The following is a 23,324-nucleotide window of genomic DNA, read 5'->3' on the forward strand; positions in this document are numbered from 1 at the left end:
TCGCAGTGCACAAATTGCGTGTTGTTAGCCCTGTGGGCATAAAGGACTGACGCAACGAAATGTACATAGAAAAATTTCTGACTGAATACGATGACTCGCTAACAGGTGAATTGAATGTTGATCCGCTTGGGCAATTAGTCATCTGGTCGTCCTGGGGACAGGACATCTTTCATAGCCGTATTACTTCTATCGCAAATGATGTGCGGCAATACACGCTGAATCTGATGCATCACAGCGTACTGCGCCAGCTGCTGGCAGATGACAAGCAGCAAACTGCTGGCGCGATGAAAAGCCTCTATCATAAAAAGCAGGCGCGCGAGTTCAGCGCAGCCTGTCTGATCCATCTTGAAAATATCTATATCTACTCCATGCTGGCGGCTGAAAAAAGGGGCGTCATGCTCACCGGTGTGCAGGGTATTAATAAAGCCAGGCTAAGATGGAATGCCGCAGACAAAAATCCTCCGTTACATTTTGGTCATGAGAAGGGCAGTGAGCTGCTGACCAATCAGATTGCGCTTGGCACCAATGGGCGCTACAAATCGCCAATGATGAATATGCAGTTTTTCACTACAGATTACCGCTACGATCTGCCGGGTAATAAGCCTGTGTGGCAGGCTGCAGAGGCATTTATCCAGCATGTGCCAGAGCTGAATAAATTACGTGAAGCGGCTCTGACCCACTTGCAGTCACTAATGCAGGTATCACATAAGCGCGATCTCAGCCCGGTTTACGAAGACATTCCTGCCAGCCTTAAAAAGGCTTATGTGACGGCATTCCGCGCCCCCAAAATGGTGGGTGATTACTCCCGTGAATTCTGGCTGCAAAGAACAGGTTTGGATAAACACGCGGCTGGGGCGATTTATCTGGTACTTGAGCAGGAACGTGAACGTTCGGACGAACCGGAGCTCACAGTCGCTGAGGTTTTCAAACGAGCCGTACAACAGGCTAAAAGCGTGCCTGAAATGAATGAAAACGATCTCATGGCGTTACAGAATATCTGCCAGGCTGAGCCGTTTTTGTCGTTGATCGATCTGATGTTTTCTGGTCTACGCCGACAGGGTAGTCAAACACTGGCAGAGTTCCGTCAATTCTGGCAGTCGCGCGGTCTCACGGAACTACATCTGCCTCAAATGGCGGCTCAGCTTCAACAAAATGGTGCACTACTTTCCTCCCTTTCCGGAACTCCCGCTAGACGTTTTCAGCAGTTATTAACGCTGGCCAGCGAGACATTGCTGGAAGAACAGGTACGGGGTCTGCTGGCCTATCATCACAAGCTAATGGAAGCTCGAGGGCAATTTCCGTGGCTAATGCTGGAAGGCGACGAGATTGTGTTGCAAGTGCCGCCGTATTCGCTTCGTGAAGAACGCCGGAATAGCGACTGGGTAAACCGTTACTATTTGCCACAGTTCAGGCACATGCTGAATGGCTTATGGGGAAGCGCGGCATGAAACTGCTAGAAACTTTTAAAAAGCAGATTGCTGAAATGGGCGATCTAAAGCGCGTTTGGCTTACCACCTTTAATCTGGATATCTCTTTTGTTGAGACTTGGGTGCTACCTGCTGTACTGGGAATGGATGTGCCTGCGAGTCGTATGGACTATGAAGGCCTGCAACGAGCGCTGGACGAGAGCGGCATTGATTTCCGCATTTATTGCGATCCGCACATGATGGCGAAAGATAAGCCGAAAAGAACCTCGATAGCGGTGTATCCGGTTTCGGTGCGTAGGCTGGCTCAAGGCGAAGACTCTTATCTGGACAAGGATCGCGGTCTGTTTCACCCGAAAGTGTTTTATCTCGAAGATCACAACAGAAAGATTATTGTGGGTGCGGGCAGTGCTAACCTTACGCTGAGTGGATGGGGGCGAAATCAGGAAGCAGTAGTTTTTCGTTGCGTTGCCAGTAATACCCAGTACCAACAGGTAAAACAGTTTTTTACCTCTATCGACAACAGTTTGAATAAAGAAGCGTTCTTCCCCATACGCCGTAAGTTTCTTGGCGATGATCATGACTGGTCATTTATTCACAGTCTGGCTGGCACCACGCTGCTGGATACCCTGAAACAGGGTGTTGAGTTGAAAACGCTGAGCGTCTGGTCACCTTATCTTGCTGCGGATCTGGCAGGTTTTATTGGCAGGTTAGGGCCGGAATTACACGTAGAATTAGTTCCTGACTTGGTCGAAGGAAGCTATATACGCACTCGCTGGAGTGAAAGTATTCAGGAGCTAATAACAAGTAAAGCGCTGACCCTTCACGACTCGCCGGCTCCCAAAGACGATCGTGCGTTGATGACCCATGCCAAGCTCTGGCTGGCGAAAAGCAGCAAAAGCACGCAACTGGCAGTGGGTTCCTGGAATTTCACTTCTCCCGGTTGCAGCAGCCTCATGGAGAAAAACTGGAATGTAGAAGCGGGAATTGTGCATCCGGTCTCTCGTAACATCACGATTTGCGGCAAAGAATGGGATTATGTTAATGAGGAGGATTTCGCCAGTGAAGCGCTGTTGAAGGAAGAGGTGCTGGAGCTGGGCGAACTCCCTCCTTTCGATCTCACCGTTATTTTTGACTGGACCCGCTGCGAATATCAGATTGTCGGGCAATGGTTCAGTGGCAAGCCAGAGTCGGGTTACCACTTGATACTGCCGGGTATCAATGGGTCGAATGAACTGGTATGGAAAGCTAATGGTAAAGTTCTGAAGTCACCACAGCAATTGGCAGTATTGAAGAGCGATGCCGTGTTGGATAACCCTTTTTATACCCTGCGTAGAGCAGGAAAAACAGACTGGCAGGGTATGATCGTCGAAACTGGTACTGAACACCGGCGCGCGCTGAGTTTTACATCGCTCGATGATCTGCTTAACAGTTATCTGAGTTCTGCAGATCCCGGTTTGAGCGATCGCCTTATGCTGCGGGGCGTTGGGGCGCAAGACGAAGTGCAAAGTGAGGTAGAGGCAGAAATCGTTAGGCTAGAAGTCACCAGCTATTTCCGCCTGTTTCAGTCCATCCAACAACGTCGCAACTGGCTGGTAGAGGTGGAAGATGGCACCCTGCTTTATCGTCGTCTGTTCAGCGAACCTGGCTGTCTGCAGGAACTGGCAGAAATAGCCAGAAAGCGGGTGAAGCAACCAACCCATCCGGTATTTAACTGGTTCCTGGCGCAGGAAGTTAATAGTCTGGCAGCTCTGGCAATAAAGCGTGTTAAAAGTATCCGACGTAAACAGGGGGCTGAAGCCATATTTGTCGCAGCGCACTTGTGGGAGTCTCTACAGGTTGCCATTCCACCTCTAACTAGCGATGCCGCTAGCCTGCGTTATCTCGCTGCCATCAGGGAAGACTGTAGTTATGGCGAATAAGTTAAAACAGATCATTACCCCGGTTGAGGTTTCAGCCGTGATGAATTTCGATGCGACTGATATGCACTGGCAGTATCAATCCGGTGCGTCCAGCATGGCGGCGAAGCAGGCTGAGGGTGTGGCTGGATTGTGGAATTTGCTGAGTAAACAACGACTGGCGCTTCTCGCCGATGAAGTCGGCATGGGCAAGACCTATCAGGCGATGGGTATAATGCTGCTGTTATGGGAGGCAAAACCCGATGCGCGCATTCTGGTGATGGCACCTAACAGGACGCTCTGCGACAACTGGGAAAAGGAATTCGGCACCTTCACCCAGAAGCACTACCGGGCAGCGAATAATGCGTTTACCTCAGCAGAGGGGAAGGAAAAATATGCTCCGCAAATTCAAGGCAGGCTGGCAGATCTGGCGGCAGCTGCGGAGAAAAAGGCACACCATTTCTACCTCACTACCATCCACTCATTAAGCGGCCTGGTGCCCCAGTCTGAAAAAGAAGATGCTCTGAACGCTGCAGAAGCCTATGGCGCGTCGTATCGTCAGCAGATTAAGCAAGCTCTGGGAAAAGGAGGCTTTGACTTAATTATCATTGATGAGGCGCACTACTTTCGTAACCGAAGCGGCTCACAGCGCGCTGCTGCCGCTCAGGCCTTCTTTGGTGATGCGCAGGATCGGCTGGGTAGCAACGTACTACTGTTGACGGGAACCCCCAATCACTCATCACCGCGAAATATTTATGACATTTTTAGCTACTTCAGTGACTTGCCAAAGCGGTACGCAGTGGATGATGTCAGCGCTCTGATGAATGATTTTGCCATCCGTCGCCTGCGCAAAATGCAGGGCAGGGAGGGCAGTCACAGCAAATATGAATATCGTCATGAGCGCGCCAGCGTTTCCAACTTTACTGACCGGCTGGATGCAGAGCTGTTCTTTGCTCTTTATCAGAAACAACTGGTTGTCCAGCTGGATAAAGAGAAAAAGTCGGGTGGCGGCAGACGTATGCTCTATGGCTATCTTGAAGGGTTTGAATCAACGGGTAGCACAGCCAGTGAGCGGGACAATGGTGGCGATGAAGAAGAACAAATCCATAACGACTTCAACCAAGCCCCGGATTCTTCTCTGCTCAACAGGCTTACCCGGCAGTTTAACGATATCTATCACCGCTTTCCAGATCACCCGAAATACGATGCGCTGGTGGATGCCTGCGTTACCAGCGATCCATTCGAGCAGTTGCAGCCGCTACACAGCAGAAAGCATCTGGTCTTTGTGCGCCGCATTCCGTCGGTGCGCGAAATTACCCAGCGCATCAACGCCCGTTATGACGAAATGATGGCTAAGCGGTTGATGGATGCCTGGCATCTACCCGCTGATGCACGGGAAAAATGGCGAGAATCGGGTTGGTCGCGGGAAATCTTCGTTGATCTTTTATCGGGAAAATCCAGCGGGGAGCCGGATCTGGAAGAGCATATGCAGGAAGATAGCGCGGCAGATGAACCCGAAGCAGATAATGAGCTGAAGCTTTCCAGTAAAATAGCGGAGTTGTTTGTAACGAAGAAAACCGGCCTGCGCAGCACTGACTGTGCCAACGTCAGTTTGCGTTTCCGCCGCCCGGAAAGTCTTTTCTCTCTGTTTCTGGAACCCGCACTGGACGGCACAACTGGTACCTATCGTTATCATTACCGAAAAGAGTTTGGTGAACGTCAGCGCGACAGCTATGGTGATGCAGCGCGCGATGCCCGGTGGTCGCAAACCCCATTAGCGGCGGGGATTGAATATACCAAGGCATTGCCTACCGCCTGGGGACTGATGTTCAATGAGCTCCCGCATCCGGCAAAAGAGCAACTGATAAAGTGGCTCGACCAGCCTAACGGCATGGCAATTATTGAAAACTTTGCCAACTATCTGCGCACTGGTTACCTGTTTGCCAGCTCGGTGATGATTGAGCTCTATTGCTGGTTTACTGAGTTCAGGAGTAAACCTCAAAAGAGCGAAGTTCAGCAGCGCTATGAGCATTTTGTTGAGTGGGTGACCCCCAAACTGAAGAGATCGCTGATGCAGCGTTACTTTGTGGCTGCCATCGAAACTTTCGAAACACTATGCGTGAAAATTGTTGGTCAGAAGCTGGATAGTAATCAGTACAGCTGGCGCGAGTTTACCAGCCTTAACAGCCCTGGCTGGTACGCTAGCGGGCAATCCCACAGCCGTGAACGCTTGATTCGCGGATTTAACTCGCCCTTCTTCCCGAATGTCTTGGTAGCGACTTCAGTATTGCAGGAAGGTGTGAACCTCCATCTTCAATGTCATCAGGTGCACCATTACGGCATTGCCTGGACGCCTGGTGATAATGAACAGCGGAATGGGCGAGTTGACCGCCTCTTTGGCCGTATCAATACCATGCTCAAGGTCCAGGGAGAGGCCGAGATGATAATAAATTATCCTTTCCTTGAAGGTTCATTTGACCAGGATCAGTTGGCATCATTTATTCGCCATAAACATAGTGTTGAAGAGAAGCTTGACAGTTGTGAACCCCAGGATTTCGATAGTGCAATTGATCTCCAGGAGGACACTCAGGATTGGCAACGATGGCTACGACAGCCTTGTAAGGACAAGGATAAAGAAGATCCTTATCCAGCAAGGTTTGATCAGCAGTGATCTACTCTAGGTGATTCCCACACATACGATAATCACCCTCGTATATCAACGGATTATCAAAGAAGGGAGCCACTACACACTGGCCCAGCCGCTATATTGTCTTAAAAATTTGTCCCTATATTATTTCGGTCATGCAGCAGCAGAAATCGGCGCTGCAGTCTCCAGTTGATCAACATATTGGCTGTTGCACGGCCTTGCTCTTTAGCAGCGAAGATGATCTCCAGCGTTTTTGGGTCGAGCACTGCTGCCAGATTCGCATTAAGATTTTCCAGCTCATGCTCTGTAAGAATGAAGCTTGTCGCAAGCCATGTTACTTGCTCCTGAATGAGCGTCAGCACTTTAACCCGATCGTCTTCAACCAGAGCACTAGCAATTTTTTTGGAAATAGCTGTAGCAATCATCCCACCTAGTAAGCTGCCTGCTGCGCGCAAGGTTATGCGCTCCACAATATAACCTGCTAATAGCGGTGGTCCTGCTACAATCAGCACCCCTAGACCTAATACCACACCCAGAATATTGAACGATGCCCGAAATAACGCTTTAAGAATAACAAACCCTATAACCAGAAGAATTAATACACCAATTATCTGTAGCATTATTATTTTTATCCTTGTTTTAACCGGTTTCATCCCGGCATCACGCCATCATAAAGGCGTCCAAATCATCCGCATTTTTAATGATTTTGTTTTTCGCTACTCCATAGGCCTGAGCAAGTGTAATGCTCGCCTCGAGTAATTTACGGTTATTTTCAACATTGAAAGCTGCTGCTGTCAGTTCACCTAATGCCGTGAATTCGGACAAGATGCGCTTGAGTGCCTGCTGCTCAATGTCATTCAACCGAAGAGTAAAATGGTCCATTCTGGCTTGCAGAGCCTGGCGGGCTTTGCTGTCCAGATTTTTGGCTACGGTGACCATGAACTTCCCGGAGATAGAGCCAATCACAGCTCCCAGCACAGGAACAGGGATTAACGCCTGGCCTGCAATGGCCATTGCACCAACAATCGCGGACTCGGCACAAACAATGAGCCCGAGCTCGGTAAACTCATCAAGATCTATTTCACCCTGCTGGTAAGATAAGGCAAGGCTTCCAACCCCCTTGGCGGCGGTGACAAGTGCGCTGGCGAATGGTGCTCCCATCGAGGCATAGTTGGTAAGGGTATAAATCGCTCCAGCGGATACACCTCCAATGGCTGCACCTTTTAGTGTATCTAGCCCCACGTCCTGCCAGTCTTGTGCATCGAACTCACCACAAAATATATTTTTACCGTCACGATACTTGCGGTATATCCCCGTTCCGAGAGCAAAAGCCCCCCCGAAAGCTACTCCCATCGCTGTCGCCCGCATGGCTTCGTTCAGCGAAGGCTGGTGATCCTCGATAATTTCAGCTTTTTTAGTCTCGTTCTGCTTACCTAATTCCTGATCATGCTTATCAAGTGTTTCGTCGATTTTCCCCCATTGAACGTCTTTGTAATCGGAAACACCTGGGCGCACGACATCGGCAAATGGTCGCCCCGTCACGCTTTCAATATCGGCAACTTTATCCTTAATAGCCTGTAATGTTTTTTCGCTCAATCCCTCTACCGGCTTCCCGTCAATGACGTCCTGGATGGTCTGCCAGGTATCTTTCGGGATATGGTAAAACGGTTCACCCTTTGTGAAGTCGGGATAGGTTTCCATGTGCTTCAGGACATGCGTTAGATTGTTATTAATGCCGTTTATAAATTTTGACTGTACTTCAATACCATCAATCTTGTAGTCCGCAGGGGCGGTGCGACCCACCCCGTTAAATGTTGCACCTAAAGCCGACTCATCAACCAATCCCTCATCGAACGCCTGGCGTGCATTGCGTACGCCCACCTCAAGTTGTTCAGCAATCTCACCGTGCTTGGTACTCATCGAACCCAGAATGTTATTCGGTGACGCAATAAAATCACGCACCTTCTGCATCTGTTCGCCCGCAAAAGTAAAGGCGCTATCCTGCTGCGCCAACTTAAACAATTTATCCTTGATGCGGGCCTGATTGAGGGCATCAACTGCACTGCCGATAACTTGGTCGCCAACCGCATCATGACTATTTAAACTATTCATTACTGGATTTTCTTGTTGATCAGTTTTGACAACGCATTGATATGGTTAATCAACGCCCCTAGCTGATCTTTCTGATGCACATTGAACTGGCTATAGTCTCGCGGTGCGGTCTTTTCCAGTGCATCGACGATGCTTTCAGTGCCATGATAATGCTCTGACGTTAACACCTTTAGTTCCTGAGCTCCGCGTTCCATCACTCTCAATTCGCTGGTTTTGGCGCGAACCTGGCGATCTTCGCGCTGAGCTTCGTCAATAATTTTTCCATTCTTACGACGAGCCAGTAAGGTTCCTCCCGCAATACCTACGGCACCAATTCCCCAACCGACTGGACCCGCTAACGCCAGCAATGTGCCTCCAGCGGACATGCCTCCGCCGCCAGCTGCCAGTGCACCACCACCAAGCCATGCCAACGCAGCATTCGTTGCCGCAGCGCCGCTTAAAGTTGCAATTGCGGTACCCGTTGAGGCCGTACCAAAAGTCGTTGCAATGGCTAAGGCTGCCGTGGGGGCAAATGCTGCGACTCCCGCTCCGGCTGCAACCCCTGCGGCAGCGGTCCCTTTTCCAACGTGTGATGTTCGGTATTCTTCTTCCAGTTTTTCGACGACGTTATCGAATTCAGCAATTTCCGCTTTCAGTTCGCTCCAGGACTTATCAAATTCTTTGGGTTTATTCGCCAGTCGGTTTACAAAGCTTTCACCACGAGTAATCAAATTTTTACTGCACTTTTGGCGCAGCAAAAAGAGCGCAGTGATCTTTTCCTGAGTATCTTTTGCCTGTGCTTCATATTGGTTAGTTGCTCTGGTGAGACTGGCTAATGCTTCTTTTCTTTCTGAACCGCGTAGCATGATTTACTCCTGTTGCATGTCGTCAAAAATAGCCATGCCGTATTTTGTTTCCATTTCAGCCATCTGTTGATTGAGCTTCTGCTGAAAACGATGTTGCAGGCTAATAGGGGAAACAATAATGAGATTGGGTAACCAGTATCGTAATAGAGGGAAGAGCTGGTTTTCGTGCGCCATTTCGGTTTGCACAATCAAATCACCGTTTGATTCTTGTCGTATTAATTTCTGCGCAGGTAATAAGTTGCGCCGCTGAAAGTAGTAGCTAACCTCGGCTGCGATTTTGACGTGTACCGTCTGCTTATTCAGAGAAAACCAGACATCATCTTCTTCAGCAAAGTACTGGGTTATGTGCCGCTCTGGCGTGAAATGTACGGGAGTAAGATTCAGCCAGCGAATTTTACTGAGCTGATAACCCTTCACATTTCCTCTATCCACAGCACCGAGATACCAGACACCTTTTATGTTAATGAGCTTATAAGGGGCAACGGTACGGAGTTTGTCTTTATAGTGAAATTCGCAAATATTGTTTTCGCGAATCGCTTTATCAAACAGACTAAAGTTATTCTCAAGTACTCGTTGAGCCTCAGGATCGCTCGGTAAAGCACGGATACTTAACGATGTTAAATCAGGCTGGGAAAAGAGTTTTTTTGCGGGAAATAACGCTTCCATACCTAAAATACGGACGAGATTTTGCAGTTCTTTTAGTGATTGAGGTTTGGCATAAGCAGGTGCCAGCCTGTAAATACCCTCTCCATTATGGATAATACGATCGCCCAAGCGGTTAAGATCCCGATACAAGGTGCGTTCACTTATTTTGAATTCGTTCATCAACTTTTGGCGAGACACAAAACCGTATTGATAAAGTTCTGAGATAATGACGGTTATTCTCTGTACCATGACTTCATGCCCGCTCATAAGTCTTCCCTTGATAGCTTTTCCCTGATGGTAATCTTACTTACTGACAGGTTATGTCAGTAAGCGACAGAAAGATGGAGAGCCTCTTCTTTCTATATCGGCACAAAAACAGTTTTTCTTAAAAATTTCATGCATCAATGTTGCACCCGATACAACCCGGTAAACATGAGACTAATTGCTCTCTGCGGATAACCCATCATAATTGACAAATTGTCCTTTAAAATTAATGACCTGACTGGAAGGTGTGTAGTCCACATCGGAGAGCGACTCATCGCAACGGGCAATCGACGGGTCGCTAATTTTCATCCATTCTGAAAATGTTTCCAGAAAACGTAAGCCGCTGTGTTGTACCGGGATGATAACTCTTTCTGTTTGATTTCTGTCGACGGTGAAAAATGGCACGTCGTAATTCTCGCGGGTTTTATCCCCGTGCGTTAAGTAAGCATTTGCCTTGTCTTTGTTGATGTATGACAGTCCGTGATCCGAAAAATACATCATGGACCAGTCGCCGCCGTGATGCTCTGCCATGTCATGGATCTGTCCCAGCAGCTTGTCAGTCATAGCGATGGATTTGATATAGCATGATATTTCTTTGGCACCCGTATCGATATCATACTGATCTCGTGTTCTCACACAGGCCTGCGGATGTGGCCCCATCAGGTGCAGTACGATGAATTTTTTTCCATCGCCCTGTTTCAGTGCGGTTTTGAGTTGCGGCAACAACTGATCATCCGGGGAATACGTCCTGTCATCAGAGCTGGCTGATTTAGTAAAATAAGGATGGTCTGCACTTTCTCCTATTAATGCCATGGGTGAGTCAAAATGACCTTTCCTGCCCTGATTTGAAATCCACCAGGTTTCAAATCCGGCGCGTGAAGCGAGCGTAACGATATTGTTATTGAGTTCTGCCGCATTACCGCGACTACGGGCCAGTGTATTGGTCAGGGAAAGTACGGTGGAGGGCCCTGCAGAGATATAATGGGTAAACAGCGTGGCTGGTGTGTTATCAAGCCATGGCGTGTTGGGATACTTTTCCCCGTAGGCATGCAGATAATCGCGGCGTGCGCTTTCTCCGATAACCAGAATGTAGGTTTTGTGCTGACCCGGTAAAGAGACCGGCTTCCAAATGCTACCCGTGGTCATTATTCTGGCGAAGTACTGATTGTTGTCACGTACTGCCAGGTAAGACGTATAGATGTCATGAATAAAACGTATCTCAGGTAATCCGCTGCTGAGCACTCGCCCCTGTCGGAGCGGTGACCATAATGCAGAAGCAACGAAGAATATGACCAGAAAACTGTAAACGCCCCGTGTGAAGGGTACGCTTTTATGCCCGGAAAACGATGACACGATAGTAGCTATACCGGAGACAATAACAGACGCAGATAGTAGCCAGGCGGCTGTCGGGATATTACCGACGAACTCATGGGCTTCATTCGTACTGGTGTACATCAGCGAGCCAATGACATTGATATCCGGGAAGCCATAGTTAATGCCAACCGGCGCATAAAATGCACCAGCCAGTGTAAATACCATCACCACGCAACGGTAAATTATTTTCCCTGCATATCTGAGCAGTAATAATCCGGATAAAGCTGAAAAGACATAGATTAATTTATATTGATACCCCAGTGCGTAATGCAGAAGTAATACCCATAACAGCAGGTACAGATTTTCTCTGTTAATTTGTCTGTGACGCCGATACGCTGGGCAGTCACGGTGATGTCTATATTGCGATTTATCAGGAACTGTCTTTGTTACTTTCAGAAAGCGGTGGGCCAGCTGACATTTAAGCCCCAGAGCTGATAGATAAGATGAATGACATTATTGAGAGTCACGATTCGGGGATGTTGGTAAAACCATCTGAACTGCTGTTCTTCAACCTATTTTTCTTTAGTAAATTCACTTAAAATTGTAAAAACTATCTTCTTTTAACTCATTGATATATTAATGTTATTAATCAAAATTTATTGAGTATATAAAGTAGATCTATTGTAATTTATATATTTATAATTCAATGAATTAGATTTGATTGGCGAGTCCGGTAAGCGAACATTGCTGAATTGAGGACAAGGGATCTGCTTGTACCAATCAAAGCAGTCGAGTCATCCGGGCGGCTCGAAGTCGCCGCTCGTTTACAGCAACGAACTACCGCGATTATGCACTTTGCCGTTCAGAGCGGCTTAATCGACTATAACCCCGCGCAAGAGATTGCCGGTGCGATTGCTACGGCGAAAAGACAGCATCGTGCTGCTCTGGAACTTAATCGCATTCCTGAATTACTTCACCACATCGATCACTATTCTGGCAGGCCGTTAACTCGACTGGCAGTTGAACTCACTTTGTTGGTTTTCATCCGTTCAAGTGAGCTGCGTTTTGCCCGCTGGTCAGAAGTGGGTTTTGAAACGGCCATGTGGACGATTCCGGGTGAGCGTGAACCACTTGAAGGAGTTAAGCATTCTCAACGTGGTTCAAAGATACGGACTCCTCATCTTGTTCCTTTGTCGCGGCAGGCTCTAGGCGTTTTGGAAAAGATCAAAAGCATGAGTGGGAATCGAGAGCTGATTTTTGTAGGCGATCACGGTCCGCGTAAAACCATGAGTGAGAATACGGTGAACAAGGCTCTGCGAGTGATGGGTTATGACACGGAAACGGAAGTATGTGGGCATGGTTTCAGGACGATGGCGTGTAGTTCGTTGATTGAGTCGGGGTTGTGGTCGAGGGATGCGGTAGAGAGGCAGATGAGCCATCAGGAGCGCTGCTTATATTCATAAGGCGGAACATCTTGGGGAACGGAGGTTGATGTTACAGTGGTGGGCGGATTATTTGGATGCGAATCGCAATGAGGCTATATCACCTTATCTGTATGCAAAGATTAATGAACCATTATCCTGATTGAATATAAACAGCCATTCAGTTATTTATTTATGAAATGGCTGTTTATATTCATGTTGTGCACTGTAACGTCAACGGCAGTACGACCACCAGGCAACCTTCCTCCTTCAGGGCGGACTTCAACATATTTTGATAATGCTCTTGTTTGATGGCTTCGCTGCGCCGGAGGCCATGTGTAACGTGGTTTAGAGTAAGTAATGTTGGTGATTTATCCAGAGATAGATTCTTCTAGTCACTAACATAAATTGATAACTGTTGGCTAACAACGCTGGACGGCCCTCTGCCAACGGCGAAGATAATCGGCCAGGTGTTGAAGGTGGCATATTCTTCCAGCAGCCAAGTGGATTTGCCGACATTGCTGCCCGTGCTTGCTAGGCTCATCATAAAAATTAATCGCTTAAACGCGGCTCTTGGATTGGATTTTATACTGCCTATTTTATCATCCAGCCAAAACACATAACCCATGTGAATGTTATGGTTTTTATGCTTGTTCTTCAGCTCAGTCACGGTATGATTTAACAATTCGCCCTTCAGTTTATGCTTTTTGCCTTTGCTAATAAAGAAGCAACTCGGGAAGCATGATCAGCTATCAATATCTTGAAATGGCTTATCAAATGTCAACTTACCCCGGTGATATGAGACTGATGCGTAACCAGCATTTTATTTGTTATGGTCGATGCGGGAAGGTAGCCGAAATTGTTAGTGAAAAAAACATCAATGTTGAGGCGAAAAATAGTTGGCAGCCGTCTTTATCAGGTGGTGAAGAGATGTGTATTCATGTTGTTGTTCGTCAGGGACGGTTCACTATTTATTGGAAAGGCGACTACCACATCACAGTGTGTGCTCAAATAGTAAACACGCTGTAGATATGGCCTATCCTGCACGGTTTTAAGACCGTCTCATTTGCTGCCGTGGTTGATGAAGTTGAAAAAACACGTTCGGGAAAGTTAAGCAGACGCTAAGCAATGCACTACAGGAAGGTTTACCCCCTGAGTCCCGTCTTGCCGAGAGTATCGCTGAAAAGTGCCTCGAAAAATATGATGAATATTTATCGGAGACGTTTCTGGCGCGGGAGTATGGGTTACGGGTTTTTGACGTTGAGCGTGTGACAGAGTGGCTGCAGGGGCATTTATATTAAGGGGAAGAAGAATGAGAAAAAGCTGGACTATAGAGGAAGATTATAAGCTGCTTACCTTGATACGTCAGCACTTTTCCGCGTTAGTCAGCCATAACCGGCTAAATGCCACAATGCCATTTAGCCAGCAGCTCCACGATGCATTTGACTCACCTGATCGCGATGCCGCAGCATTGCTGTATCGACTCGAACAGGCAAAAATCCTGGGATTTGCCAGCCGTCCTAGAGGCGATCCCACTAAACAGCTGTTTCGCTGTCTGATAAACAATGATTTGGCGCTATACGATTACAGCCTCACCTTTCCCACTCTCAGAAAAGCATTGCATCCAGATACCGTTGCGGCCGCGCTAAACTACTTCACTATTAGCAATCCGCACGAGCCACTGTCCAATACTATTAATGAAATCGCGACAACCTTGCATCTTGTCCCAATGCAGGTGGAAAAGATTCTGATCGAAAGCGGCCAAATAACCATCAATAGCTATCGTAAGTGTGAACGTGTTGGCGAGAAAACTATCAATAATAATCTGCAAGATCTTATCTCCAGACAAATTCCTGACGTAAATCTAGTTGAAGATATTAACGCTTGTCGCGCCCAAGTCTCTCAACTTTACCACGTACATGAACGTGATAGTGCTGAGGTCATCTTCAGTTCCGATGGCACGGGATTCGGTAAAAGCTATGGAGTGATTCAAGGGTATGTCGAATATCTGGAGCGCTTCGTCAAAACCCAAAAGCCAGATGATCTATTTCCCGAAGTTGGCTTTACCAACCTGCTGTTCATGTCGCCGCAAAAATCACAAATTGACCTAGACAGCAGCCAGAAAGATAAAATTCTTGCCTCTGGCGGCGAATTCGTTTGCGTTCTCTCTCGTAAGGATATTGCCGACCTTGACTTTATGGACTGGGCTTCTGGCCTGAAAAACCGCGACCGCTATATTCAGTGGTACGAAGGGGCGAAAGGCAGCAAATATATCGGCGGTGCCATGCGTTCGCTCAATTATCATGTCTCACAAATTGATCGCTGTGAAGATCAGTTAAAAAAGCTAGCAACATACGGTACTCAGGATACCAACTACGAAAGAGAAATTCTCGAAGAGCAGCTAAAAAACTGCCGTCACAGCATCCGCAATACGATTGAGTCGGCCTGTAAATTGCTATTTGGACCAGATAGTGAAAAAACCTCCATTAAAGAGTACATTCGTCGCGGACTCTTGGCGCGCCAAGAGCGAATGCAAAACGCGGAAACAGCACGAAAACCAGGAACGCCTGAACCTAAGATAAGCATACACGAAGTCTACTTCGAGCTTATCAAACAGGTATTGCCTTTCGAAGTTTGCCAGTACCGCCCGTCGGTGCTATTAATGACCACGAATAAGTTCGACACATCAACTTACCGGCTGGCGCCTCGTCAGCGGGGCGAAGGTGTGCGTTTTGAGTCCGTAGGTTTTGATTTGCTGATTGGCGGCAAGCTGAAACCCAAAGATCCACAGATCAGCACCGTTGCGGCAGCCGGTCATGCCGGGCAGGTTGCCTATCTTCGAGACGAACACTTCAGACGCAATCCAGACTGTACTTTTCGCCAGAAAAATATTCGCTTTACGGTGATCATTGATGAACTACATGAAGCCTATACCCGTCTTGAAGAAACATGCCATGTGAAACTGATCACACAGGAAAATAACCTGGCACACGTTATTTCCGTCGCAGGACGTATTCACAATGCGGTACTCAGCCTGGAGCGACGGAACAAGCCAAAAGAAGCTCAAACGACCTTTGAGCAAGAGATGGTCAAATTCATCACCACCCTGCGCGACCTACTGGCAGAGAAGTGTGAACTTTCATCCGGTACGACGCTGGGATCGATCCTTGAGATGTTTCGAGACCAGTTAGGGGCATTTGAAGTCAACGGCGATGCCGCCGAACGTATCATCTCAATCACCCGGAACGTGTTCAGTTTTAACCCCAAAATGTACGTCAATGAAGAGGGGCTGAAACGCATTCGTATGCGCAACAGCGAAGGCGACATAACGCGCACCGAGCTGTATTACGAAGTTGAAAATGATGCCAGTGACACCAATCCCACCTTGCACGACCTGTTCCAGTTGGTCTCCGTCATCCTTGCCGCCTGCTCTGAAATCACCAACCGACACTTTAAGCGCTGGGTAAAGAATGGCGGCCAGGATAACTCCAGCAGCCAGAATACGCCTTTGGGCCAGTTTGTTGACGCAGCCAATAACGTAGCCGGCGTGGTGCGACATATCTTCGATCGTACCACCGATAAAAACTTGTTGATTGAGCATTTCTACACTTACCTGCAACCCAAAACCGTATTTACAATGACGCCGATAGCTGAACTCAATTACGTAAATAGGGGAGCCGAGCGCACAATTATTCTGGCGTTCGAAATGGATCTGGTACAAGAGTTGCCCGAAGTCATGCTGCTGCGTTTATTAATTGGCACGCACAATAAAGTGATTGGGCTTAGTGCCACCAGCGGTTTCAGCCACACCAAAAACGGTAACTTCAATCGTCACTTCTTGGCACGCTATAGCCGTGACCTTGTATATCGGGTAGTTGAACGCGAAAAAGCAGATATTGATACGCTTAAAGCATTACGCGGGTTGAGGGCCAGTATCCGCAACGTCGATTTCACAGTATTTGATGATAACCAACTCAAATTGAGCGATCTCTACCAAAACTGCGAGCTCTTTCGTAGGACATATGACGACTTTTTCGAAGCCCTGAAGAAACCGCTGGAATACGCCCTGAGAAGCTCTCACAAATCGCGCCAGTACCACCGGGAGTTAGAAGCGTTATTGCTTGCCGCCTACGAGGGTAAAAATAGCCTGATTCTGTCACTTTCAGGTGCGTTTAAGAGGGCATTTATCAGCGCCTGGCGCACGAATCAATCCGACTGGCGTCAGCAGTACGGTATGTGCTCCCGGTGCGATGGAAAAGATAACAGTAAAAAACATGATCAGATACTAACTTTTACCCCATTTAAAGGGCGTCACACGATTCATTTGGTCTTTTTCGATTCACCGTTAGCCAATGTCGAAGATATCAGGCAAGAAACTTATATCCAGAACAGCAACACCGTACTGGTATTTATGAGCAGCTACAAAAGTGCGGGCACCGGCCTCAACTACTTCGTTAAATACCATGACGGCGATATTAATGATACGAATGCATCGCGTCTGGATGTCGATTTTCAACGCTTAGTGCTCATCAACTCTTCGTTTTATAGTGAAGTAAAGGACAACAGCGGTAATCTCAATACATTACCCAACTATGTCACTGTACTTAAACACTACGCCGATGACGATATTACCGTCCACAAGCTGGCCGATTTCAGCGTTAATTTCGCCCAAGGTGAAAATTATCGCCTGCTGATGGCCGAACATGATATGAGCTTGTTCAAAGTCGTCGTGCAGGCCGTAGGCCGTGTCGAGCGCCGCGACACTCTATTGAAAACAGAAATCTTTTTACCTCGCGACGTGTTCCGTAATGTCGCATTCCAGTTCGCCGCTATCAGTGAAGACATCGGCAATGAGGTAGTATCAGAAAGCATGTCCTTGCTTAACCACCGCCTTATGGAGGAGTGCGAAAAACTGAGTCAGAGCCACTCATTTAGTGATACTGAACAGCGGCATGCGTTTGAACAGGCTATCGTAGCAAATGGTCGCCGCATCGATGCAGTTCACAAACGAGTCCTGAAAACCGACTGGATAAATCAGGTACGCGCCAGCAATGTCGATTATCTCGCACTGTGTAATTTATTCCGCGATCCTGACTCCTTTTCCGACCCCCAACGATGGCAGGAAAAACTCCAGGCTAATCCCTTGTATGCCGACAATCGTCAAATGCAGTCCATCCACAACGCCTTGTTTATCGATCGTCGGCAAGGGAATCAAACTATTTTACTTTGCCACAAGCGCGGCTCGGATGGACTTGCCCACAGAGATTATTCCGCCCTGTCGGACTTTGCTGGCGGTGCCAAAGCATATCAGCCAGAACTCACTATCTTTCCACAGTACAGAAACGATGTTGATTTTACTTCCGGCAACGTGGTCGGTGAATTGATTACTGAATGCGACAGAATCCAAAAAACGGCATTCGAAAAATGGGTGCCAAACCCCAGACTGGTTCCATTGCTCAAAGGTAATGTCGGCGAATTTCTTTTTGATAAGGTGCTGAAACATTATGGTGTGACACCTCTCACCGACCAACAAGTGTTTGAGCGCCTTGCTCCGTTGGTATATGAATTCTTTGACCGCTTTATTGAAGTGGGCGACGACCTACTCTGCATCGACGTTAAGCGCTGGGCGACACAGTTGGACGATTTGACACGGGCAAAAGAAACGCTTGAGAAAAGCGACAACAAGATTTGCCAGATCCGAAATATCGCCAGCCAAAAGGCAGATACAGAAGGGCAGAAACAGATTCAGACTGTGCTGGCAGGCCGTTATGAGCGCATTCGATTTGTCTATCTGAACGTTGCTTACAGCCTGAACCCCAATAATCTGATGTGGCAGGATAACGTGGATCACACGATCCACTACCTCAACCTATTGCAAACCGACTACCAGTATTATCAGCCAAAAAATCGAGAGAGCGGACGCGCTCTGGAAAGCTCGAAACTGCGCGCCACGTTGGACATTAACCCGATGTTACGAACCCTACTGGGTATAGAAGGATTACCGACTAAAGGAAAAGATTCATGATCCCTAATCTGAATGAGCTGACAGATACCCCGATTGCCCGCACCAATTTGCTCAAGCTTGAAGAAGATCAGCTGACCACCATCCAACGTCTATTAGCTCCAGTATCTAATATTTATACGATAGATTTTATGGTTCAGCGCTTTACTAAAGAGCGAAAAGAGAAATCCGCCGATTATCATGCGCGTATCCATCAGGAGGTCAAATCCTGTGTGCGGCAGAAGCTTGGACTAGAGGGCGGGGAGGACGTAAAATATGAGCTACATCTTTTACCTACTTATGAGCACGTCTTTTTTTTCCTGGCGCCTGCTGCTGCACCGAATAGCCTAGCTCATCGGACTTTGGCAGAACGCATTGAAACTCTATGTCAGCAGCTCACCACTGAGAATTATGATCTGTCTCGCCTGATTCAGGGATTATTCAGCCTCCATTTGAAAATGGTAATGCTGGAACAAGCCAGCGAGCGCTTTTCGGTATCGCCGACCTACTTCAACTCGACGCTCTATCTCAACGCTCGCCTGAGTCAACCCGTTATGCAAAAAAGCGGCACCGGGGTGATGGAAGCATTCGAGCTCGACATTTACGCCTCAGAATATAACGAACTCGCCTTTACCCTGCACAAACGAAAATTTCTCGTCGAACCGGCGGATGAGTTGCACCTCTCTCTGGATGAGACCAGCGTGTGGTTTAATATCGATAATCGTCGACTCAAAGCCCGGCGCAAACTTGATGCCCGAGATAATAAACTGGACTTTTTCCGTGAACGAAGTGGCTATGGCGAATGTCAGGCCTACACCTATAACGTGGTTATGAATGCCGCCCGAGAGCGCCTCAGTGAACTAGAGATCCCACACCAGCCTATCTCATTTCAGGCCACCCATGAGGTCAATCAGTTTGCTACCGACCTCGATCAACAGCTGGCTAATACGCTGTTGGTGGTTAATAACGGTGTCGAATTCAGCGCCACACAAGAAGCTTATTTCTTTGACGCATTAGCCATCCAGTTCCCCGGATATCAACTCTGGCCGTTGGCGTCGCTTAAACATTCTCAGCAAACCGGCTTTTCTGAGCTGCCTGCCAATACTTCTATTTTGGTGCTCAATGCGGTAGATGAAGAGCGGAGCAACAGCATCCGTCAGCAAGATAATGAATCTGTTGAGTACAGTGATTTCTATGCAGCCTTTGCCGACGCCCGAAAGCAATCTGAACTCAATTGGGATACTTATACCCAGCTTAAGCTGGGTCGATTGCAAGGGTGGCTAAATCAGCAACCGCTGCCTGTGGTCTTGCAAGGTATGAATATTGATCGCAAATTGTTGGATGAAATTGATTTTATTAATGAACGCTTGGTAAGCGACCCTGCTCAATACGAAATCGAAATTACGAAATTTCACAGTCGCCTCAAGTCAGCAGTTACCCTGCTAAACAGTAAGGTACGCCGAACAAAAACCGAACTATGGTTTAAAGAGAGTTTAGTCAATCAGCATCGCATTCTACTGCCAGAACTGGCGGACGGGCACTATACCGCCTATGCGGTACGCAAAACGAAGAGCAATCATTCCCTGCTTGGGTATGTTGAACTGAAAGTAGAGCATGGCCAACTTTGGGTTGTTGATGCCGGGATCGCTGAAGGTAAATTAGATTGGTTATCGGTTGATCATCCCCCATTGGGACGGTTAAAAAAAATATTCGACAAAAGCTTCTATCTTTACGACCACACTGCAGATGTCCTGCTTACCACCTACAACAGCGTACGCGTGCCGCGCCTGATTGGCCCAGCGCAACTTAATATCGTAGATTCATACGTTTATCAGGAGCAAGAAAAAGCGCTGACAGAGCGTAAAGGGGATAAATTTAACGAGTACACCATCACCCGCTCAGCAAAACCGGACCAAAATGTATTGCCCTATCTGATATCACCTGGCCGTTCGAAACACGACCCGTTGACAAAAGCGCAAAAGATGAAGCATCACCATATTTACCTGCAACCGCATGAGAACGGAGTGTTTGTTCTGGTGAGCGATGCTCAGCCTACAAATCCTACTATTGCACGGCCTAACCTGGTGGAAAATCTGCTGATATGGGATGCCCGGGGCAAAGCCGTAGATGTATTTAACCACCCGTTAACTGGCGCTTACCTTAATAGCTTCACCTTGGATATGCTCAGGAGTGGCGAAAGTAGTAAGAGTTCGATTTTTGCAAAGCTTGCTCGTTTGATGGTGGAGAACTAACACGGCCGTAACCCTACGGCTTCCCTCATCACGAATTCTACCCCCATCGACTCAAGGTGGGGGAGTTGACCCAGCTCATTTTTTAACTATCGTTGTTTGAAATATATGCGTGACTTCTGAGTATTACATTCCATTTTATCCCCTTGACACTGCCCTTCATGTTATCTTTAAGCCCCTCTTTTTTATCGCAGTGTGCAGCGTCATATCGTTGGGATAGTGTTACCGCCACTGCCTCATACAGACAGAAGAACCGATGAATAAGCAAAATTATGCGCATGGAATGCGGGTGGTTATTCGTGATGCAGAGTGGCGCATTCGCCGGGCGGATGACAGCGGAGATGGTGGCAGCCTGCTGACCTGTGATGGCATTTCGGAGCTGGTACGCGGTAAAGAAGGGCTGTTTCTGACAAAGCTGGAACAAAAAGTCGAGATTCTCGATCCAGCAAAGACAAATCTGGTTGAAGATGAGTCAGCCAATTACCAGGCGGCTCAGTTGTACATAGAGAGCCAACTACGCCAACGCGTACCGACTGACAGCAAAGTCCATTTTGGGCATCAGGCTGCGATGGATTCAATGCCATTTCAGCTTGATCCCACGCGTATGGCGCTGGCGCAGCCGCGCCAGCGGATATTAATTGCTGATGCGGTAGGACTGGGTAAAACGCTTCTTCATGGGGATGTCCTCATGTGGCTTATGAAGGCATTACTAACATCGGGGTGTACTAATCAACGGGGAGCAGGTCATATGTACTGAAAGTGACGGGAAGGCGTGGTTAACGCAATTTTTGATGAATGGAAAGAATTAGAACAAGATCCGAGTGAATTTCTTCGCTCATTGGAGCTGAATACACGAAAGCGTCTGTTCGCGAGCTGTAATTTTCTAAAAAAACCGTTCCTCGATGCCTGTAATGATCTCGGTTTGTTTGACGTGTTACCACAACAGTCTGAGTAATAATCGGCCTGATGAAACCGAGAGAGAATATAAGATTTGTATTCGTTATTTTAAGTTGTTTTGATTTTTTAATCTGTTATCGACGTCAGTTTATTTTTTATCGTAAGTCGTTAGTCTGTTAGAATTCTTTCTTGATAAAGCATTAAGGCAGAGATGATGGCAACTTATAAAGAAATTATCGCAGATGTCAAAGCCAGAACAGGGAAAACAATACATCATCCCTGTTGGATTGCTCATGTTAAATCAATGCATGGACTGACGACCAGACAAGCCCATAATCGTCAAGATCCTGACAAGCGAGTTAAACCTTGCCCGGATGATTGGGTTCATGAAATAGAAAAATCACTTATAAACCTTGGAATGATGTGTTCATTTTTAGAGCGGAAGAAATGAGAGTATGGCCTGACTGCTTCCCTGATAATATAAATTATGACGTTATCTCAAATATTTAATTCGATATACATTATATTACTGTTTTTGCTTTTTCTAAATTAAACTGATGAAAAGGAATGATAGATGGGGTTGTATAATATTCTTGATAAAAACCTTACGGAATTAAAAGAGACATCGTATACCCTGGAAGGGTTACAGGAACGATATGATTTACAGGAAGCCATCAAGAAGAACATTAAAATTCTTGCTCCTGATTGTTTGATAATTTCTGAAGAGTTTTCCGACTGGGAAGACAGTAAGCGCAGAATTGATTTACTTGCTATAGATAAACAAGCAAATCTTGTCGTGATTGAACTCAAACGGGATGATATTGGCGCCCATATGGAATTGCAGGCATTAAGGTATGCAGCAATGATCTCAACAATGAGTTTTGCTAAAGCATGTGAATGCTATGAGAAGTATTTGCAAAAGCATGATATGGATATTAATGCTAAATCTGCCATTCTTGATTTCGTTGAACTTGATGAGACCGAGTTAGTAGATTTTGGTAAAGATATTCGTATTGTCCTTGCTTCTGCTAATTTTGGGAAAGAGCTGACGACTACGGCAATATGGCTTAGAGATAAAGGTGTCGATATTAGATGTGTCCGACTTACTCCATATAATTTTAATGGTGAAATATTAATTAACGCAGAGCAAATTATCCCTGTCCCCGAACTGGAGGATTATCAGGTTCGATTCAGAGAAAAACGTACCGAACAAATTGTAAGCAGCCAAAAATCTGAAAAAGATTACTCTGAGTATAAATATAACGGAGTGATATATAATAAGCGTAAGCTCGCCCTTGAGCTTTTCACTGATTGGATAAATAAGCATAAACCTGCAGATTTTAATGAACTCAAAAATAAGTTGGGTGCAGTATTAAAAAGTAGAACGATTGCTTTAGTGGATCAGATATCAAAAGAAAGAGAAAATAGATTCCATATTCAAGAGGATTGTTTAATCGAATTGCCGTCTGGGGAGCTTATTGCTATCTCTAATCAGTGGGGTATAGGGAATATCAACAGGTTACTTGACTTTGTTCGACGTGATGGTTTTATCATCGAAAAGGCTGAATAATAGACTAAGAGTAACAATTTTCAGTGTGATAACTATT

Annotated in this window: 13 protein-coding genes and 4 pseudogenes; 11 read left to right on the forward strand and 6 right to left on the reverse strand. The window is 46.9% G+C overall.

All coding sequences use genetic code 11. The annotated features are described in order from the left end of the window. Positions 1–59: 59 nt before the first annotated feature. From FTB31_RS00990 to FTB31_RS01000, 3 genes are read left to right on the forward strand one after another with little or no spacing between them, the layout of a single operon-like run. Positions 60–1,448 carry a hypothetical protein gene (locus FTB31_RS00990; protein WP_227731017.1) on the forward strand — a complete coding sequence of 463 codons (1,389 nt, stop codon included), beginning with the start codon at positions 60–62 and terminating at the stop codon, positions 1,446–1,448. Next, a complete protein-coding gene (locus tag FTB31_RS00995; protein ID WP_227731018.1) occupies positions 1,445–3,346 on the forward strand; it encodes a phospholipase D family protein in 1,902 nt (633 codons plus the stop codon). The genes FTB31_RS00990 and FTB31_RS00995 overlap by 4 nt, the downstream gene beginning before the upstream one ends. Beyond that, on the forward strand, positions 3,336–5,993 hold the full coding sequence (locus FTB31_RS01000; protein WP_227731020.1) for a DEAD/DEAH box helicase: 2,658 nt from the start codon (positions 3,336–3,338) through the stop codon (positions 5,991–5,993). The genes FTB31_RS00995 and FTB31_RS01000 overlap by 11 nt, the downstream gene beginning before the upstream one ends. 101 nt (positions 5,994–6,094) lie before the next feature. Here FTB31_RS01000 and FTB31_RS01005 read toward each other — a convergent pair. The 5 genes and pseudogenes from FTB31_RS01005 to FTB31_RS01025 all read right to left on the reverse strand — a co-directional run. Beyond that, positions 6,095–6,430: pseudogene (locus FTB31_RS01005) on the reverse strand (hypothetical protein); the annotation flags it as partial. A 199-nt stretch (positions 6,431–6,629) separates the two neighbouring features. Further along, positions 6,630–8,081 carry a hypothetical protein gene (locus FTB31_RS01010; protein WP_227731021.1) on the reverse strand — a complete coding sequence of 484 codons (1,452 nt, stop codon included), beginning with the start codon at positions 8,079–8,081 and terminating at the stop codon, positions 6,630–6,632. After that, positions 8,081–8,926 carry a hypothetical protein gene (locus FTB31_RS01015; protein ID WP_227720474.1) on the reverse strand — a complete coding sequence of 282 codons (846 nt, stop codon included), beginning with the start codon at positions 8,924–8,926 and terminating at the stop codon, positions 8,081–8,083. Before FTB31_RS01015 ends, FTB31_RS01010 begins: the two co-directional genes overlap by 1 nt. Positions 8,927–8,929: 3 nt before the next feature. Beyond that, entirely contained in the window at positions 8,930–9,838 is a 909-nt protein-coding gene (locus FTB31_RS01020) for a helix-turn-helix transcriptional regulator (protein WP_050075747.1), read from the reverse strand. A 171-nt stretch (positions 9,839–10,009) separates the two neighbouring features. Then, complete coding sequence (locus tag FTB31_RS01025; RefSeq protein ID WP_227731022.1) at positions 10,010–11,374, reverse strand: phosphoethanolamine transferase; 1,365 nt, start codon at positions 11,372–11,374, stop codon at positions 10,010–10,012. A gap of 152 nt (positions 11,375–11,526) precedes the next feature. On the opposite strand from FTB31_RS01025, the pseudogene FTB31_RS21510 reads away from it, so the two are divergent. Together FTB31_RS21510 and FTB31_RS01030 are read left to right on the forward strand one after the other, a co-directional pair. Continuing rightward, positions 11,527–11,631, forward strand: a pseudogene (locus tag FTB31_RS21510) (type IV toxin-antitoxin system YeeU family antitoxin); the annotation flags it as partial. Between the two features lie 258 nt (positions 11,632–11,889). After that, positions 11,890–12,733 (forward strand): annotated as a pseudogene (locus FTB31_RS01030) (tyrosine-type recombinase/integrase); the annotation flags it as partial. A gap of 228 nt (positions 12,734–12,961) precedes the next feature. Here the strand turns inward: FTB31_RS01030 and FTB31_RS01035 are convergent. Then, positions 12,962–13,255 carry a hypothetical protein gene (locus tag FTB31_RS01035; RefSeq protein ID WP_050075750.1) on the reverse strand — a complete coding sequence of 98 codons (294 nt, stop codon included), beginning with the start codon at positions 13,253–13,255 and terminating at the stop codon, positions 12,962–12,964. A gap of 56 nt (positions 13,256–13,311) precedes the next feature. On the opposite strand from FTB31_RS01035, the gene FTB31_RS01040 reads away from it, so the two are divergent. From FTB31_RS01040 to FTB31_RS01065, 6 genes and pseudogenes are all read left to right on the forward strand, one after another. After that, entirely contained in the window at positions 13,312–13,599 is a 288-nt protein-coding gene (locus FTB31_RS01040; RefSeq protein WP_050075751.1) for a hypothetical protein, read from the forward strand. 283 nt (positions 13,600–13,882) lie between these two features. Beyond that, entirely contained in the window at positions 13,883–18,595 is a 4,713-nt protein-coding gene (locus FTB31_RS01045; RefSeq protein WP_227720352.1) for a hypothetical protein, read from the forward strand. Then, entirely contained in the window at positions 18,592–20,823 is a 2,232-nt protein-coding gene (locus FTB31_RS01050; protein ID WP_050075756.1) for a hypothetical protein, read from the forward strand. The genes FTB31_RS01045 and FTB31_RS01050 overlap by 4 nt, the downstream gene beginning before the upstream one ends. A 253-nt stretch (positions 20,824–21,076) precedes the next feature. After that, positions 21,077–21,523, forward strand: a pseudogene (locus FTB31_RS01055) (ATP-dependent helicase); the annotation flags it as partial. A 408-nt stretch (positions 21,524–21,931) separates the two neighbouring features. Beyond that, positions 21,932–22,168, forward strand: a complete 237-nt coding sequence (locus tag FTB31_RS01060; RefSeq protein WP_050075763.1) for a hypothetical protein — start codon at positions 21,932–21,934, stop codon at positions 22,166–22,168. Positions 22,169–22,291: 123 nt separating this feature from the next. After that, positions 22,292–23,287 carry a PDDEXK family nuclease gene (locus FTB31_RS01065; protein WP_050075764.1) on the forward strand — a complete coding sequence of 332 codons (996 nt, stop codon included), beginning with the start codon at positions 22,292–22,294 and terminating at the stop codon, positions 23,285–23,287. The last annotated feature ends 37 nt before the right edge of the window (positions 23,288–23,324 follow it).

Origin of the sequence: Yersinia proxima (genome assembly GCF_902170785.1) — a bacterium.
GTDB classification, from domain to species: Bacteria; Pseudomonadota; Gammaproteobacteria; order Enterobacterales; family Enterobacteriaceae; genus Yersinia; species Yersinia proxima.

What these genes read in the sequence shown, in the direction of transcription:
- FTB31_RS01000 (WP_227731020.1), top strand. Translation starts at nt 3,336, where the DNA reads ATGGCGAATAAGTTAAAACAGATCATTACCCCGGTTGAGGTTTCAGCC.
- FTB31_RS01040 (WP_050075751.1), top strand. Translation starts at nt 13,312, where the DNA reads ATGATCAGCTATCAATATCTTGAAATGGCTTATCAAATGTCAACTTAC.
- FTB31_RS01060 (WP_050075763.1), top strand. Translation starts at nt 21,932, where the DNA reads ATGGCAACTTATAAAGAAATTATCGCAGATGTCAAAGCCAGAACAGGG.
- FTB31_RS00990 (WP_227731017.1), top strand. Translation starts at nt 60, where the DNA reads ATGTACATAGAAAAATTTCTGACTGAATACGATGACTCGCTAACAGGT.
- FTB31_RS01020 (WP_050075747.1), bottom strand. Translation starts at nt 9,838, where the DNA reads ATGAGCGGGCATGAAGTCATGGTACAGAGAATAACCGTCATTATCTCA.
- FTB31_RS01050 (WP_050075756.1), top strand. Translation starts at nt 18,592, where the DNA reads ATGATCCCTAATCTGAATGAGCTGACAGATACCCCGATTGCCCGCACC.
- FTB31_RS01015 (WP_227720474.1), bottom strand. Translation starts at nt 8,926, where the DNA reads ATGCTACGCGGTTCAGAAAGAAAAGAAGCATTAGCCAGTCTCACCAGA.
- FTB31_RS01045 (WP_227720352.1), top strand. Translation starts at nt 13,883, where the DNA reads ATGAGAAAAAGCTGGACTATAGAGGAAGATTATAAGCTGCTTACCTTG.
- FTB31_RS01065 (WP_050075764.1), top strand. Translation starts at nt 22,292, where the DNA reads ATGGGGTTGTATAATATTCTTGATAAAAACCTTACGGAATTAAAAGAG.
- FTB31_RS01025 (WP_227731022.1), bottom strand. Translation starts at nt 11,374, where the DNA reads ATGGTATTTACACTGGCTGGTGCATTTTATGCGCCGGTTGGCATTAAC.
- FTB31_RS00995 (WP_227731018.1), top strand. Translation starts at nt 1,445, where the DNA reads ATGAAACTGCTAGAAACTTTTAAAAAGCAGATTGCTGAAATGGGCGAT.
- FTB31_RS01010 (WP_227731021.1), bottom strand. Translation starts at nt 8,081, where the DNA reads ATGAATAGTTTAAATAGTCATGATGCGGTTGGCGACCAAGTTATCGGC.